17 protein-coding genes are annotated in these 14,470 nt (G+C 45.8%); all 17 read left to right on the forward strand.

What is annotated here, in order from left to right; all coding sequences use genetic code 11:
- The first annotated feature begins 210 nt into the window (after positions 1 to 210).
- Entirely contained in the window at positions 211 to 891 is a 681-nt protein-coding gene (locus tag EH198_RS09325) for a GntR family transcriptional regulator (RefSeq protein ID WP_246014165.1), read from the forward strand.
- Positions 892 to 898: 7 nt separating this feature from the next.
- On the forward strand, positions 899 to 2,113 hold the full coding sequence (locus tag EH198_RS09330) for a trans-sulfuration enzyme family protein (RefSeq protein ID WP_124695280.1): 1,215 nt from the start codon (positions 899 to 901) through the stop codon (positions 2,111 to 2,113).
- A 14-nt stretch (positions 2,114 to 2,127) separates the two neighbouring features.
- Positions 2,128 to 3,291: an amidohydrolase gene (locus EH198_RS09335; RefSeq protein WP_124695281.1), complete on the forward strand. Its 1,164-nt coding sequence runs from the start codon at positions 2,128 to 2,130 to the stop codon at positions 3,289 to 3,291.
- A gap of 34 nt (positions 3,292 to 3,325) precedes the next feature.
- Positions 3,326 to 4,369, forward strand: coding sequence for a methionine ABC transporter ATP-binding protein (locus EH198_RS09340; protein ID WP_124695282.1), 1,044 nt, complete (start codon positions 3,326 to 3,328; stop codon positions 4,367 to 4,369).
- Entirely contained in the window at positions 4,344 to 5,003 is a 660-nt protein-coding gene (locus EH198_RS09345; protein WP_124695283.1) for a methionine ABC transporter permease, read from the forward strand. The genes EH198_RS09340 and EH198_RS09345 overlap by 26 nt, the downstream gene beginning before the upstream one ends.
- 31 nt (positions 5,004 to 5,034) lie before the next feature.
- A complete protein-coding gene (locus EH198_RS09350) occupies positions 5,035 to 6,066 on the forward strand; it encodes a uroporphyrinogen decarboxylase family protein (RefSeq protein ID WP_124695284.1) in 1,032 nt (343 codons plus the stop codon).
- Positions 6,067 to 6,918 (forward strand): MetQ/NlpA family ABC transporter substrate-binding protein, encoded by an 852-nt coding sequence (locus tag EH198_RS09355; RefSeq protein WP_124695285.1) that lies wholly within the window; start codon positions 6,067 to 6,069, stop codon positions 6,916 to 6,918.
- Positions 6,919 to 6,935: 17 nt separating this feature from the next.
- Positions 6,936 to 7,742, forward strand: coding sequence for a pyrroline-5-carboxylate reductase (gene proC / locus EH198_RS09360; protein ID WP_342772031.1), 807 nt, complete (start codon positions 6,936 to 6,938; stop codon positions 7,740 to 7,742).
- A gap of 3 nt (positions 7,743 to 7,745) precedes the next feature.
- Positions 7,746 to 8,510, forward strand: a complete 765-nt coding sequence (locus EH198_RS09365) for a VOC family protein (protein ID WP_124695286.1) — start codon at positions 7,746 to 7,748, stop codon at positions 8,508 to 8,510.
- A gap of 207 nt (positions 8,511 to 8,717) precedes the next feature.
- Entirely contained in the window at positions 8,718 to 9,452 is a 735-nt protein-coding gene (locus EH198_RS09370; protein ID WP_148091493.1) for a hypothetical protein, read from the forward strand.
- Positions 9,400 to 9,930, forward strand: a complete 531-nt coding sequence (locus tag EH198_RS09375) for an accessory gene regulator B family protein (RefSeq protein WP_124695288.1) — start codon at positions 9,400 to 9,402, stop codon at positions 9,928 to 9,930. The genes EH198_RS09370 and EH198_RS09375 overlap by 53 nt, the downstream gene beginning before the upstream one ends.
- Positions 9,927 to 10,052: a hypothetical protein gene (locus EH198_RS25330; RefSeq protein ID WP_281278001.1), complete on the forward strand. Its 126-nt coding sequence runs from the start codon at positions 9,927 to 9,929 to the stop codon at positions 10,050 to 10,052. Before EH198_RS09375 ends, EH198_RS25330 begins: the two co-directional genes overlap by 4 nt.
- A 5-nt stretch (positions 10,053 to 10,057) precedes the next feature.
- Complete coding sequence (locus EH198_RS09380; RefSeq protein WP_124695289.1) at positions 10,058 to 10,795, forward strand: hypothetical protein; 738 nt, start codon at positions 10,058 to 10,060, stop codon at positions 10,793 to 10,795.
- 271 nt (positions 10,796 to 11,066) lie between these two features.
- Complete coding sequence (locus EH198_RS09385) at positions 11,067 to 11,447, forward strand: LytTR family transcriptional regulator DNA-binding domain-containing protein (RefSeq protein ID WP_124695290.1); 381 nt, start codon at positions 11,067 to 11,069, stop codon at positions 11,445 to 11,447.
- A gap of 196 nt (positions 11,448 to 11,643) precedes the next feature.
- Positions 11,644 to 12,270 (forward strand): nitroreductase family protein, encoded by a 627-nt coding sequence (locus tag EH198_RS09390; protein ID WP_124695291.1) that lies wholly within the window; start codon positions 11,644 to 11,646, stop codon positions 12,268 to 12,270.
- A gap of 215 nt (positions 12,271 to 12,485) precedes the next feature.
- The gene (locus EH198_RS09395) at positions 12,486 to 13,322 is read left to right on the forward strand and encodes an endonuclease/exonuclease/phosphatase family protein (protein ID WP_185702826.1); all 837 of its coding nucleotides are present in this window, start codon (positions 12,486 to 12,488) and stop codon (positions 13,320 to 13,322) included.
- Between the two features lie 37 nt (positions 13,323 to 13,359).
- On the forward strand, positions 13,360 to 14,469 hold the full coding sequence (locus tag EH198_RS09400) for an extracellular solute-binding protein (RefSeq protein WP_124695293.1): 1,110 nt from the start codon (positions 13,360 to 13,362) through the stop codon (positions 14,467 to 14,469).
- The last annotated feature ends 1 nt before the right edge of the window (position 14,470 follow it).

The raw sequence follows: 14,470 nt of genomic DNA on the forward strand, positions 1-14,470 counted from the left end.
AAAAATAACATAAAATTGTAGACAATTTCGTTTTCTGTATGTATTATAAGGCTAACTTCTACGAGATGAGCTAGACAGATGTAAGGTTTCGATTTTAGTCGCAAGCTGAAAGAAAATGGACCGGGGTAGACTAATTAATTAATTGTATACAATTATACAGTTATACTTTTGGAGCCGGAACTAGCAGATTTTTGACTAGGAGATGGAAATATGAACAGTTCTGTTATGCGAACGCGCAGGTTATCCAAGGATAATACTTATTTTGCATTAAAACAAAAAATTATTGATAGTGAGTTAAAGCCTGACCAAAATGTACATGAAGAAAATTTGGCAGCTTTGCTCGGAGTTAGCCGGACTCCTTTAAGAGAGGCTATACAAAGGTTGGAGAATGAGGAATTTCTCGTTCGGCAGCCAAATGGAAGATTGAAAGTGGCCCCAGTGACAATGGATGAGGTTAAAGAAATATTTCTTATTCGCAGCATGCTGGAAGGTTATATTGCCAAGAATGCGGCCAAAAATGCCACGGATAAAGATATCCAAAATTTAACGGCCATGATTGGGAATATTAAACAGTCCTTTCAGTCAGGCGAGAGTCAGGATTTTGTTTCATATGGCTTTGAATTCCATGATTATTTATCTGAAATGAGCGATCTTAAAACATTTGTGAAAATCTTGAATCATCTAAGAGATCACGCGCTTCGCTATTGCCGGTTTGTTTCGCTGCATGGTGATTGGAACAAGCAGGCAGATGAAGAACATAACCTTATCTTACAAATGATAGCCGACAGAAATGAAGACGGCGCTGAAAAAGCGATGCAGGATCATATATTAAGCAGTCTATCCGCTGCATTGGAGAGAATAAAGGGAATTCAAGCAAACAGAGAGGATTGAGTTTTATATGAAAACAAAATGGAGTATGGACACGAAGATTATTCATGAAAACCAGTTTCCGGACCCTCAAACGGGGGCCATCTCTCAAAGCATCATACCTGCAGTCGCTTATGCGTTCCCTGATGCAGAAACAGCGGCGGCTGTTGTAGCCGGCGAAGAAGAAGGCGTTTATTACGGCAGATATGGAAATCCCACATCCCGTACATTGGAAAAAAAGATAGCTGCATTAGAGGGTGGAGAAGATGCGTTAGGCGTTTCCAGTGGAATGGCGGCAATCTCCATTGCTCTGCTCGGCTTCTTGAAGCATGGCGATCATGTCCTTGTGACTAAGGATGTATATGGAGGCACCTATAGCTTCCTGACTTCTTTGGCGCCCCGATTTGGCATACAATTTGATTTTGTCGATTGTACGGATATAGATTCAATGATTAAGGCAATTAAGCCAAATACAAAAGCAGTATATATTGAAACTCCTTCTAATCCCAATTTGACAATCCTTGATATTAGAAAAATTACAGAGGCATGCAAATCCTATCAGCTGCCCGTCATTGTCGATAACACATTTATGAGCCCTTGCTTACAGAAGCCTTTGGAGCTTGGGGCCGATGTTGTGGTGCACAGTGCTACTAAATATATTAATGGCCATGGAGATGTACTGGCTGGATTTATTGTAGGAAAAAAGGACATCATCCAGTTTATGAGAAAGAAACTGATGGGCGATTTGGGGCAAAATTTAAATGCATGGGACGCATTCTTAATTTTAAGAGGCATGAAGACCATGGCTTTGCGGGTGGAAAGACATTGCAGCAACGCCCAGAAAATCGCCGAATACCTTGAGGCCCATCCTTTCATCGCTAAAGTCTTTTATCCGGGCTTAAAGTCTCATCCTCAACATGAGCTGGCCAAAGAACAAATGAAAGGAATGGGAGGCATTGTTTCTTTCGAAGTAAAGGGAGGCTTAGTTGAAGGGAAGAAATTAATAAACTCACTAAAATTAGCGATGATTTCTTTCAGCTTGGGAGATCCGGAAACATTAGTTCAGCATCCGGCATCAATGACTCATGCTTCTATTCCAAAGGAAGAGAGAGTGAAATTTGGAATCACGGATGGATTAATTCGCGTTTCGGTCGGGTTAGAGGATGCGGATGATATTATCAGCGATTTCGATCAAGCTCTGACCGACTTGTTTTCTGCTTCTGAAATGAAAATAATAACGAAATAAAAGGGAGGAAGTACATGTCTTTTAAACTGGGTGAGATTGAACAAGCTTTAGGCAGTCAGTTAATTGACGTTCGAAGAAACCTTCATCAGGAGCCGGAATTATCTTATGAAGAGTTTAAAACAACAGAGAAACTGCGTAAATGGCTGACAGATGCCAATATTCGCATGTTGGACCTCCCTTTACAAACGGGACTTATCGCGGAAATCGGACAAGGGGCAGGGCCAATCGCAGCCATTCGCTGTGATATAGATGCACTCCCGATTGAAGAGCAGACCGGATTGCCTTTTGCGTCAGAGGTTCCAGGGAAAATGCACGCATGTGGTCATGATTTTCACACGGCTGTCATTTTAGGTGCTGCATACTTGCTCAAAGCCCGCGAAGATGAGCTGCCCGGAAGGGTTAGAGTACTGTTTCAGCCGGCAGAAGAAACCGGACACGGGGCTGAAAGCGTCTTGGCCTCGGGTGGGCTAGAAGATGTGGCTGCCATATTTGGTCTTCATAACTCACCAGAAATGCCTGCAGGATCGTTTGGAACGAGAACCGGTGCTTTAACAGCCGGAGTTGACCGGTTTGAAATTACGGTGAAAGGCATCGGCGCCCATGCCGCCACTCCGGAAAATGGTGTGGATGCCATTGTAACAGCGGCTCAAATTATTACCGCTCTTCAAACGATTGTAAGCCGCCAGAATAAGGCAGGAGAGCCGGTTGTACTGAGTGTTACCCGAATCAATGGAGGGTTCACCTGGAATGTGCTGCCGGAGATGGTGGAATTGGAAGGTACGGTTCGAACTTATAATGAAGAGATTCGCCGTATTATTCCGGAAAAAATGACCCGAATTATAGAAGGAATTGCCGCGGCAGCCGGGGCGGAGGCCAGCCTGCATTGGTATCCAGGCCCGCCGGCAACGATAAACGACGGATATTGGGCTGATTTTACCAAAGAGATCGCCAAACAGTCAGGTTATGAAGTGCATGATATCGCACCGCAAATGGGAGGTGAAGATTTCTCATTGTATTTACAGAAGATACCCGGTGCTTTTGTGAATATCGGAACGGGTCCCGCTTACGCGCTGCATCATCCGCGTTTCGATGTAGATGAAACTGCATTGTTGCCGGCTGCCAAATATTTTGCTTTATTGGCAGAGCAAGCACTGGTGAAACTGAAAGAGGAAGGTTAGCTCCAAATCCGATAACGAAATGAGAGGAATGTATATGATTGAATTAAAGGATGTTTATAAAACGTACACCCGTAAAGGGATCTCGAACGATGCCTTGAAGGGGATAAATGTAAAGGTCGAAAAAGGCGATATATTTGGGGTTATCGGCTATAGCGGTGCCGGAAAGAGTACGTTGATCCGTTTAGTCAATTATTTGGAAAAACCTACGAAAGGACAGGTTTTTGTCGATGGGCATGATTTAGGCAAATACAGTGATAAAGAGCTGCGTGCAGCCAAAAAGAATATCGGCATGATCTTTCAGCATTTTAACCTGCTGGAATCGAAAAAAGTATTTGATAACGTGGCCATTCCCCTCATTTTGTTGAAAAAGAATAAAGACGAAATTCGCAAGCGCGTTCTGGAGCTGCTGGAGTTTGTTGGATTAGGCGACAAAGCGGGCAGCTATCCGAGTGAATTGTCAGGCGGACAGAAGCAGCGCGTCGGGATTGCAAGAGCGCTTGCCTCCAACCCCTCCATTCTGCTGTGCGACGAAGCGACGTCGGCGCTCGATCCGCAGACGACGCGTTCCATTTTACAGCTGCTCAAGAAAATCAATGCGGAATACAACATCACAGTTATGATTATCACCCATGAAATGTCAGTCATCCAGGAAATCTGCAACAAGGTGGCGGTCATGGAAGAAGGACGGATTATCGAGCAAGGAAGCGTTCTGGAGGTATTCGGACATCCGCAGCATCCGACCACGCAAAATTTTGTGAAGACCGTTATTCAGAACAGCATCACAAACAGCATGCAAAAATCGATAAAAAGAGAACCGGGCAGCGGCATTTACAAACTGGAATTTGTCGGGCAATGCGCTTCGGAGCCCATCCTGTATAAAATGATTCGTTCTTATGATGTGCAGGTCAATATTCTATTTGCCAATATGACCGAGATTGAAGAAACGACATTGGGAAAAGTGATTATTCAGTTAAAAGGGGATACAGCCGAGGTTAACAAGGCTCTGTCTTTCTTGAAAAATAGTGGAGTCGGTGTGGAGGAGGTGGAAAAGCATGATGTCAACTACAGTTACAACTGATCAATTTATGCAGGCCATCATGGATACCCTTTATATGGTGGGGATGTCCTTGTTCGTGGGGTCGTTAATTGGAATACCTATCGGGATTTTACTTGTGGTTACCCGTCCAGGCGGTGTTTTGGAGAGCAAAATGCTGTACGCCATTATAAATCCCGTGATCAACATTGTCCGCTCCTTGCCATTTATCATATTGCTCGTCGCCATTATTCCGTTTACCCGGTTGATTGTTCAGACTTCAATTGGGACAAGCGCAGCGATTGTGCCGCTTATTATTTATATCGCACCTTATATCGGGCGCTTGGTAGAGAATTCCCTGCTTGAAGTAAATCCGGGAATTCTTGAAGCGGCAGAGGCGATGGGGGCTACTCCGTTTCAAGTCATCTGGTACTTTTTATTACCCGAGGCCGTCGGATCGTTAATTCTATCCTTAACGACTGCGACCATTGGTTTAATTGGTGCCACCGCGATGGCTGGAACGGTTGGCGGAGGCGGAGTCGGAGACTTGGCTATCGTATATGGATACCAACGATTTGACACTGTTGTAGTAATTGCCACTGTAGTTGTCCTTATTATTTTCGTTCAAGGCATTCAATCATTTGGCAACATTTTGGCAAGAAAGATTCGCCGTTATTAAGGATTAACTTCAAAGGGGAGGAAGACGACAAGTGAGTGAATGGAGCAAACAGGACCGATTTAAAGCATTATTATCCGGTGAACGGGCGGATCGTCCGATTGTAAGCGGATGGCGTCATTTCATCGACAAAGAACAAAATGCAGAAGATTTGGCAGAAACGACGATTACTTTTACCAAGAAATATGATTGGGATTGGGTCAAAATTAATCCTAGAGCAACCTACCTGGCGGAAGCTTGGGGAAATAAGTATGATTTTCATGACTATCAAACCGTATTTCCCAGACAGGAAACGACCGCTGTTCCAGCGGGTGCTAATCTTTGGGATCTTGAGGTGAAGAAAGCCGCGGACTCGACGCCGTTATTGGAGCAATTAGAAGCAGTGCGCAAAATTCGTCAAGGGCTGCCTGATACCCCTTTAATTCAAACCGTTTTTTCACCACTCACCGTACTGCTCTTTATTGTGGGTCGGTCTGCTTATGTGACAAAAACAGTGTTTGGCATTGAAAATCCGGTCACCCTGGAATCGTTGTTCACCGAGCACAGAGCGGCGGCGCATCATGCGTTGCATGTCATTTCATTAACCTTGGCTGATTATGTAAAAGAACTGCAGCAAGCGGGATCGGACGGACTGTTTTATGCGGTGACGGGTACAGCACATCCTGGCTTATTTGATGAAGCGATGTTTAATGAATTTTCCAGACCTTATGATTCTATTGTATTGGAGGCTGCGAATTACGGGAAAAATATCCTTCATACTTGTGGATCATACTCCCAGCCCGAAAGATTTAACGACTACCGGATAGACGGGATCAGCTGGGATACAAAGGCTGAGGGGAATCCGGGGCTGGACGCGGCTTTAACAGCAACCAAGGTAGGCGGTGTCGATCATGCTTTATTTGCGGCAAATGACATTCCTCAAATTGGGAAGCAGGCTGAGGAAGCTTTAAACTTAATGAAAGATAAACCTTTTATTCTCGCTCCAAATTGCGCAATCCCGCTTAACGTAACCGATGAGGCTCTGAAACAGCTAAAAAAATCTGTTTTTGAAAAGGAGACAAAATAAATGAAAAAATTATTGCTTATTGTTTTAGTTGGGGTTGTAATGTTGTTGACGGCTTGTGGCCAAAACGCGGCAAATAGCTCAGGTTCAGGTTCAGGTGCAGCGCAAGAAGAAAAGAAAGAGATTACCGTTGGATTTGGTGTTGGGACGTATGAAGAGCAATTCCGCCAATCGATTCTGCCGATTCTGGAGAAAAAGGGCTACAAGGTTGATATTAAAACCTTCTCTCAAAACATGCAGGTAAACCCAGCCATGAAGGAAGGCTCCATTGACGCAAGCATATTCCAAAGTACGGCGTATATGGAAGCGATTAACAAGGAAATTGGTGCGGATATGGTTGGAATCGCCTATGTGCCGGGTGCGCCGCAAGGTCTGTACTCCGTAAAGCACACCACACTCGATGATGTAAAAGACGGCACTACCGTGGCTGTCCCTAATGATCCGGTTAACCAGGAACGTGCTCTTCGCATTCTGGAGGAGCTTGGTTGGGTCAAGATTAAAGAAGGGGCAGGTGTGGAGGACTTTAACATTAACAGCATGGAGCCGGACAAGTATAATATTGATATTAAAATTCTGGACCCGGCGCAAATCCTGGTATCGCTGGAAGACGTTGATTATGGTGTTGTTAACGGAAACTACATTGCAAACTCCGGCAAAAAAATTACAGACGCATTGAAGATAGAAAACACACCAATGCAGCACAGAATCATCGTATCCATCAATAAGAAGGATGAAAACACCCAATGGGCCAAGGACTTGAAAGCCGCCTATGAGTCGCCGGAGTTTGAAGAATATATCACCGGAATAGAAAAATACGACGGGTTCATTCTGCCTGAAGCCTGGAAAAACAATTAAGTAAGGAAGTGGATGGGTTGATCAACAAACAGATTCACTTTATTGGCGGCGGACAAATGGCCGAGGCCATCATTCGAGCTGTTATATCCAATCAAACCGTATCTGCGGATCAGATCAGCGTAACGGATATCAATGAGGCACGTCTTCAGTTTTTAGGTAAGACTTACGGAGTGAACACGGACAGCCCTCAGGAGAAAGTTCTGGCTGAAGCAGACTTGATTGTGGTTGCGGTCCGGCCGCAGGACAATTTGGCTGCATTAGGACAAGCTGTACATCAATTCGCTGCACCAACCGCCGCAATCGTTTCGATTGTGGCAGGTGTAACGATAGAGAAGCTGGCCGGCTTTTTTGGAGCCGAACGCCCCATTATCCGGGTCATTCCTAATACGTTGACCGATACGGGCTACGGCTATAGCGGGGTTGCCTTAAATGCCTACGCCAATCCAGATCAGGTAGACGGCTTCTTACTCGGATTCGGTAAAGTCCAATATTTGGACGAAGCACTCATTGATATCTTTACCGGATACGGTGTGGCTGGACCGAATTACATTTATTATTTTATTGAATCACTTGCGGATGCCGGTGTGCTCGCCGGATTGCCGCGGGAACAAGCGTGGAACGTTGCGCTGGAAAATGTCATTGGAGCTGCCGCCATGCTGAAGCAGACCGGTCTGCATCCAAGACAACTGCTTGACATTAATAACTCGCCCGGCGGTGTAGGCATTCATGGCCTATACGAACTGAACAACAGTGATTTCGCGGCCGGCCTGCAAAGAAGTGTCTTGGCAGCCGTAAAGCGAACAACGGAGTTGGGGGCGAGATAGACAATGGCAAGCAAAAATTGGGATCATCTTGTTCATTATGTCAATGATTTAGACCAACCGGTTGAAATTTTTCGGGAACATGGTTTAATTGCCTTCAAGGGAGGCTCGCATACGGAATGGGGAACCTTTAATAGCTTAAGTTATTTTGGTTTAACCTATATCGAGTTTCTGGGCATTGAGAATCTTGAATTGGCGAAGGCGACGGAACATAACCGTGTGGTAAAAGATGCTGTCGACCTATTGCCGGAGCACGAGGCTTTGAGCAGAGTCGTTATTCGGACCGATGATATTGAAGAAATGGCCGCATCTTTGGAAGCGGCAGGCTTAAGCCTCTCTCCTATCATGGATGGCAAGCGTCTGGATAACAAGGGCAGATTAATTGAGTGGCGGATGATGACCATTGACGGCGATTTTGGGGGACTGGTCTATCCGTTTATTATCCAATGGAAAGGGACAGATGCGGAAAGATTGGAGCGGTTAACGACCTCCGGCATCATTCAGTCTCATCCTGCCGGTGATGCCGAAATCAAGAGAGCGGTATTCCATGTCTCCGATCCGGCAGCTGCCGCTGAGCATTGGGGAAAGTTATTTGGACTGACTGCCTCGGAGTCAGAAGGCCATTCCGTCACCCTTAAGATTGGCGACAAGTTTTTTGATTTCGTAACAGGGGACGAGAACCAATTCAAACAGGTGATTTTTGAAACGGATTCTGTAAAGCTAAAAGGGGAAACCATTCGGATTGGTGAAGGCGAATATGTGTTCACTTAAAATCAGAAGGATCTATTGCCCAAAAAGATTTTGATTATTAGAGGCTTTCCAAAAGTTCACTGAACCTTTGGGAAGCCTCTTTTTTTGTCGAAATTTGATTTTGGAGGAATAAAAATATATTTACATCCATAATTCGACAAAATATCTGCTGTTGCAATGATAAAATATGTTTGCGGTTTAGTTATGGATTTGTGCCTTTCGGCCTAATTGATTGAAGGCGGTGTTGGGAGATTGCATGATCTGATTTTTATATTTTTAGGCATATTCGATGCGACCGCAATGTTAACAGTAATACTCAAACTTTATATGCTCCCGGTGCGGGAATATTTTGTTAGAGTTCTCCTGTTTGCTTCATTTATAGCTGTTTTCTCGTACTTAATGCGAATTATTATTGGAGTGCCGGAATGGGACTTGCCCTTGCAATATCTGCTTATTATTCTATTTTTGAGATTGGGTTTAAAAATTAAATTGCATTTGGCATCTTTTATAGCCGGAGCGGGAATTTGCGCATATGCCCTAATTCAAATGGGCGTGTATTACTTTTATGCTTGGACCAATCAGATGAATGTTGACATCTTAAAAGAGAACAGCGGATCTCTACTCTACTTGTTTCAAATATCATCAATACTGGTCGCTTATGTATTATCTTGGGCATTAACAAGATTTCAATTGGGCTTCTCCTTTATCATTGTGCCTCCGCATGACTTCCTGGTGAAAGAGAACTACTTAACGAACCGAAATTTGCTGCTTGTATTTGGTAGTCTGGCTTCGCTAGCAACAGTCTGCATAACGATATTGTTTTTGTACAGAGCAAATCCATTGGGTCTGTTTATAGCCGCGGCTGTAGCTTTTGGATTATCATTTTATTTTTCAGGTTGGAGTGATCGGGATGATATTAGAAGAGCTGTCGAGGCGTATCGCAAAAAAGATAAAGAAGTATGACCCTGAGGGACCAGGCTCTCTGGAAGTATTAGGCTATGGCATCGGAATCAAGCTTAACCTGTATTCGGGAATACTTCTTACGGTTCTGTTTGGCTTATTATTTAGCAGCGTGCTTCACTCGCTGTTGGCTCTGGCTTCTTTTATGGTCCTGCGAAAATTTTCCGGAGGCTACCATTTGCCGATTACGCTCTGCTCCTTGGTTACGGGGCTTACGGCCTCTTTGGTTCCGCTGATCAGCTTGGGCCAAGAGGGGACGATTCTGCTAACGGCACTGTCGCTGCTGATTGCGCTTGCTTTTGCTCCCAACAACTATGAAGAATTGTACAATGTGGAATTTGATTCCTGGTCCAAGGGGATTTCTGTCTTAATTATCGCCTCAAATCTGTATTTCCAATCGGCGATTGTGGCGGTTTCATTTATGATTCAATCTCTGCTGCTGCTGCCGACATACCCCAGGAAAGGAGGTGTTAACCTATGAAAAAAGCGTTAGCTCGTTATCTGGCTGAAAAAATTACAAAGTCTGCCGAAAAATCCGCTCGAAGCCGTAAGTCGATTGTTGGTTCATTGCCGCTCCCCCAAGAATTAAAAAAAGGCGAATAGTTTCAATGAAGAAAGAATCGCGTAACATCGTCGGCGTTCAAGTCTCTGATTCGGCAAACGGGACTTTGAAAAAGGAGTTTCGAGAGAACGAGATTATGAGCATCGAAATGTGGAAGCCGAAAAAAAATTACAGTGTTCCTATTTTCTACACCAGAAGCGGCAATTTTACTGTATTGACCACTCTGGAGGAATGCGGCTGCGCTTTTTCGGCTTTCGTCTCTTTGGACACCTGGAATCTTGTGAATTTGAAAAAAGGGGAGCGCCTGGAGACCGGAAGTTACGGAGGAAGGCTCTATTTTCAGAACTCATCCATCCATACCGGAGTGAATCTTAAAAGCATGGGGATGTGGGATGACCTCGTTTCCAAGGCGAAAGAGGCGGAGAAGGATGACAGAGATATTCTGGTAAACCGGATCAAAGGCTCCGGAAGGCTGGATCAAGGGCAATTCATCAAGGCAAGCGAGATATTCTATGTCGACACTTGGGAGCCTAAACGAAATTATCATGTTCCCCGGTTCTACACGGAAGAGGGCTGCTTTACGGCCGGATTGACCTTTCAGAGCTGCAAAGAAGCCTTTCCCCACTTTTTCCCCGCGTATAATGGAAGCTTGGTCAACATTGACTGGGTCGAGCGTATCGAAGAAAAGATTTATGGAGACACCCTCATATTTAAAGATTCCGAACATAAGACAGGCATCGCCCGCAATAAAGTGAAGTATCTTAATTCCATTTTTAAACAATGACCCTCTACTCCTCGCGAGAGAGGGTTATTGTCATATTGTGGATAAAAAGTCAAGGAAAATCTATACTAGTAAAATCAATAATTTTCCGATTTTTTTCGACAAATTATTTAAAAGTAATAATGTTAAACTAATCACATCGATATCACATCCACGGCTTCAACGAGATTTCCGAGCCAGATTAGCCTGGGACATCCCTCGGAGATTAAGCCAATGCTGAAGCAAGGGATAGTTCTATAATTCAGAAGAATACATAAAAAAGGTGAGGGATTGGATGCTTAACCTGACAGTAACCGAGGACGAACAAGGGGCAGGCATGCAGCAATTACCAGTCGATGAGATTTTGTTCCTGCAATCGAATGCCAACGATTTTATAGATGTCCACACCAAAAACAAACAGTATTACGTCGTGGGATCTCTAAAGTTTTGGGAGAGCGCGTTTGAACAGACAGACCTGAATTTTTTGCGCTTGGATCGCGGCGTATTGACCAATATGGATAAAATCAGATGCCTCAACACCTCCTTGAAGGTTGCTTACTTCGATTACCCGCTGAAAAGGGATACCAAGTACTGTACGATTTCCTACGGAAGGTATAGAACGATTCTCAAAAAACTCCCGCCGGAACTGCCGAAAATCGAGACGGCATTGTTATGACCCACCAAAAGTTAAAGATTTGTGAAAGGTAAGCATTATTCTGCTTAACCGTATATAATATGGCCAAATTCATAGTTGACTTGTAGGGATTATAGGTTTATAGTATGGGCTAAAGAACGACCGACCATGCAGATGGAGGCATTTTCCTTGGAGAATGCCTCTTTCTGTTAATCAAAATTGAGAGGTGGATGCCAAAATGAGTCAACAAACGTTCGATCCGACCCAGGAACTTTCTGAAGAAGTAGAAGCCAATCGTCAAGCCGATCATCCGATTAACCCCTTGTTTGTAAACCGTTGGTCGCCGCGCTCATACTCTGACCGTGTCGTGCGCGAAGAGGATCTGCTCACCGTACTGGAAGCTGCCCGCTGGGCGCCGTCCGCCAGAAACGGACAGCCCTGGCGTTTTGTCCTGGCCAAGACGGAGGAGCAGCTGCAGACCTTCCGGGAATTGATCTTCCCCAACAATCGGCTGTGGGCGGACCAGGCTCCTGTTATTATTGCGCTTGCTTCCTACAAATTATGGGATGATGGCCAGCCCAACCGGTTCCATGCGTTCGATTCCGCTGCGGCTTGGCAGGCGCTTGCGCTTCAGGCTTCCCTGCTGGGCTTGTCCACACGAGCCATCGCCAGCTTTGATCAGGAGAAAGCCCGCACCGCGCTGAACGTCCCGGACGACTACGACGTTCACCTGCTTATTACGCTCGGCTACAAAGGAGATCCCGACAGCGTTCATGAGAATTATCGCGAGGTTGAGAAACCCAATGGCCGCCGCAGCTTAAGTGAAAGCATTATCGAAGGAAAGTGGGCTGATTCCCAAGCTTAACCCCTTGCCCCAACAAAATAACACAAAGAGGCCGCCCGCCAAGCGATGCTTGACGGGCGGCTTTTTTGCGTCTGGAAGCGCATCGTCTTTACGGGCGAAGGAAGTACATAAAAATTAATTAATCTTGCACAAACAAAATTCGACATTACATTTGATACTCTACCCCCAAAATAAGTTTAATACGCAATTTGGCAATGAAGGAGGAGAAACTGGGTTTGCAGCACGTACGACTTTCAGAGAAAGAGATGACAGAGCAGATTCCTGCTCAACCCCCGGCCCGTTACCGTGTGGCCTCATTTAATATTCGCTTTGACAACCCTGAGGATCAGGGAAACCGCTGGGAATTTCGCAAGAGCAACCTTCTTGGAATGCTCCATTACTATTCTTGGGACATCATCGGTCTTCAAGAGGTTTGCGGAAATCAGCTGACCGAATTGGCCGAGCTCTCCGGCTATCGCTATGAGGGCGAAGGCCGCGATGGAGGGCCGAACGGCGAACATTGTCCTATATTCTATCGCAAGGATATTTTCGAGAAGGAAGCCGGAGGAACGTTTTGGCTTTCCTTGTCTCCGGGAGAACCCTCCATATCCTGGGAGGCGGACTGCCCCCGGATATGCACCTGGGCAAGATTGCGGGACAAGAGAAGCGGACAGACTCTCGTCTTCCTGAATACGCACCTGGACCATGTCAGCGAAGAAGCCCGGTTCCAAGGAGCGGGATTGATTACCGACTGGATCGGCTCGTATGTTCCGGATGCTCCGGTGATCATGACTGGCGACTTTAACGCAGGCCGGGAAGAACGCTGCTACCGTAAATTAAACGGATTTTTGCGGGATGCCAAGTGGGTTTCAGAAGAGATTCCGTACGGTCCTGAAGGCACTTTTTCAAATTTTGATTACCACATGCCTTGGTCGGAAATGAAGGAGATCGACTATATCCTGGTCAGTGAACAAGTCAAGGTTGTCTCGGTGCGAACGGTGACCGACAGCTTTGACGGACAGTATCCCTCCGATCATTTTCCTGTAACCGCTGAGGTGGAAATCCGGAAATAGAACCGAAGACTAATACGTACAAAGGGGAATTTTAAAGATTATGAAAAAAACGATAAGCTTGATGATGATTTTTACGCTGTGTTTGTTGCTGGCCGCCTGCGCGAACGGAAATTCTTCCACCAATCAAGGGGCTGCCTCACCGGCAGCATCCAATGGACAAACGGAGCCGCAGAGCAGTCAGGCTCCTGTTAATGAGAAATTGATTGTTTATACCAATTCCAATTCGGATGGCAGAGGCGAATGGCTGATCGACAAGGCGAAGGCAGCCGGATTCGATATTGAGATTGTCGGTGCGGGCGGCGCCGATCTTACCAACCGTCTGATTGCGGAGAAGAACAATCCTATCGCCGATGTGGTGTATGGTTTGAACTCTATGCTGTATGAAATTCTGACCCAGAACGATGTGCTTGAACCCTTCACTCCGGAGTGGGCCGATGAGGTTGAAGAGGGTTTGAATGATCCTGACGGTTACTATCACAGTTTGGTGAAGCAGGCCATTTTGCTGGCTTATAATCCGGAAAAATACACGCCGGAAACCGCGCCCAAGGATTGGTCCGATCTGTGGAACAAAGCAGAGTACAAGGGCATGTACGAAGCGCCGACCTTGCTGGGACAAGGTACGCCGCGGATCGTCGCAGCGGGCATTCTGACGCGTTATCAGGACCCAAGCGGAGAATACGGCATTTCGAAAGAAGGCTGGGAACAAATCAAGAAGTTCTATGATAACGGCGTTCCCGCAGTGGAAGGAGAGGACTTCTACTCCAAGCTGGCCGGCGGCCAAACGCCGATCGGCGCGATGGTATCGGGCGTATTGGCATCCAAAGAGAAGCAGTACGGCGTTAAATCCGGCATAGTATCACCGGAGATCGGCGTTCCGGTCATTGTCGAACAAACGGCAATCGTAAAAGGGACGAAGAAGCGGGAAACAGCGGAACGTTTCATCAACTGGCTGGGAAGCGCCAAGACGCAGGGTGAATTTGCGAAAGAGTTTAACTCGATGCCGGCCAATGCCAAAGCTGCAGAACAGGCCAATGAAGATGTGAAAAAACTGTACGCCTCCATTAAAACGCAGACGATGGATTGGGCCTTTATCGCCCAGAATATTGACAATTGGGCCGAAAAGATCGAGCTGGAAGTATTGAAATAAG

Source organism: Paenibacillus rhizophilus (assembly GCF_003854965.1).
Taxonomy (GTDB): domain Bacteria; phylum Bacillota; class Bacilli; order Paenibacillales; family Paenibacillaceae; genus Paenibacillus_AQ; species Paenibacillus_AQ rhizophilus.

Coding starts and splice junctions, on each gene's coding strand:
- EH198_RS09325 (WP_246014165.1), top strand. CDS start 211: ATGAACAGTTCTGTTATGCGAACGCGCAGGTTATCCAAGGATAATACT.
- EH198_RS09330 (WP_124695280.1), top strand. CDS start 899: ATGAAAACAAAATGGAGTATGGACACGAAGATTATTCATGAAAACCAG.
- EH198_RS09335 (WP_124695281.1), top strand. CDS start 2,128: ATGTCTTTTAAACTGGGTGAGATTGAACAAGCTTTAGGCAGTCAGTTA.
- EH198_RS09340 (WP_124695282.1), top strand. CDS start 3,326: ATGATTGAATTAAAGGATGTTTATAAAACGTACACCCGTAAAGGGATC.
- EH198_RS09345 (WP_124695283.1), top strand. CDS start 4,344: ATGATGTCAACTACAGTTACAACTGATCAATTTATGCAGGCCATCATG.
- EH198_RS09355 (WP_124695285.1), top strand. CDS start 6,067: ATGAAAAAATTATTGCTTATTGTTTTAGTTGGGGTTGTAATGTTGTTG.
- EH198_RS09365 (WP_124695286.1), top strand. CDS start 7,746: ATGGCAAGCAAAAATTGGGATCATCTTGTTCATTATGTCAATGATTTA.
- EH198_RS09375 (WP_124695288.1), top strand. CDS start 9,400: ATGATATTAGAAGAGCTGTCGAGGCGTATCGCAAAAAAGATAAAGAAG.
- EH198_RS25330 (WP_281278001.1), top strand. CDS start 9,927: ATGAAAAAAGCGTTAGCTCGTTATCTGGCTGAAAAAATTACAAAGTCT.
- EH198_RS09380 (WP_124695289.1), top strand. CDS start 10,058: ATGAAGAAAGAATCGCGTAACATCGTCGGCGTTCAAGTCTCTGATTCG.
- EH198_RS09385 (WP_124695290.1), top strand. CDS start 11,067: ATGCTTAACCTGACAGTAACCGAGGACGAACAAGGGGCAGGCATGCAG.
- EH198_RS09390 (WP_124695291.1), top strand. CDS start 11,644: ATGAGTCAACAAACGTTCGATCCGACCCAGGAACTTTCTGAAGAAGTA.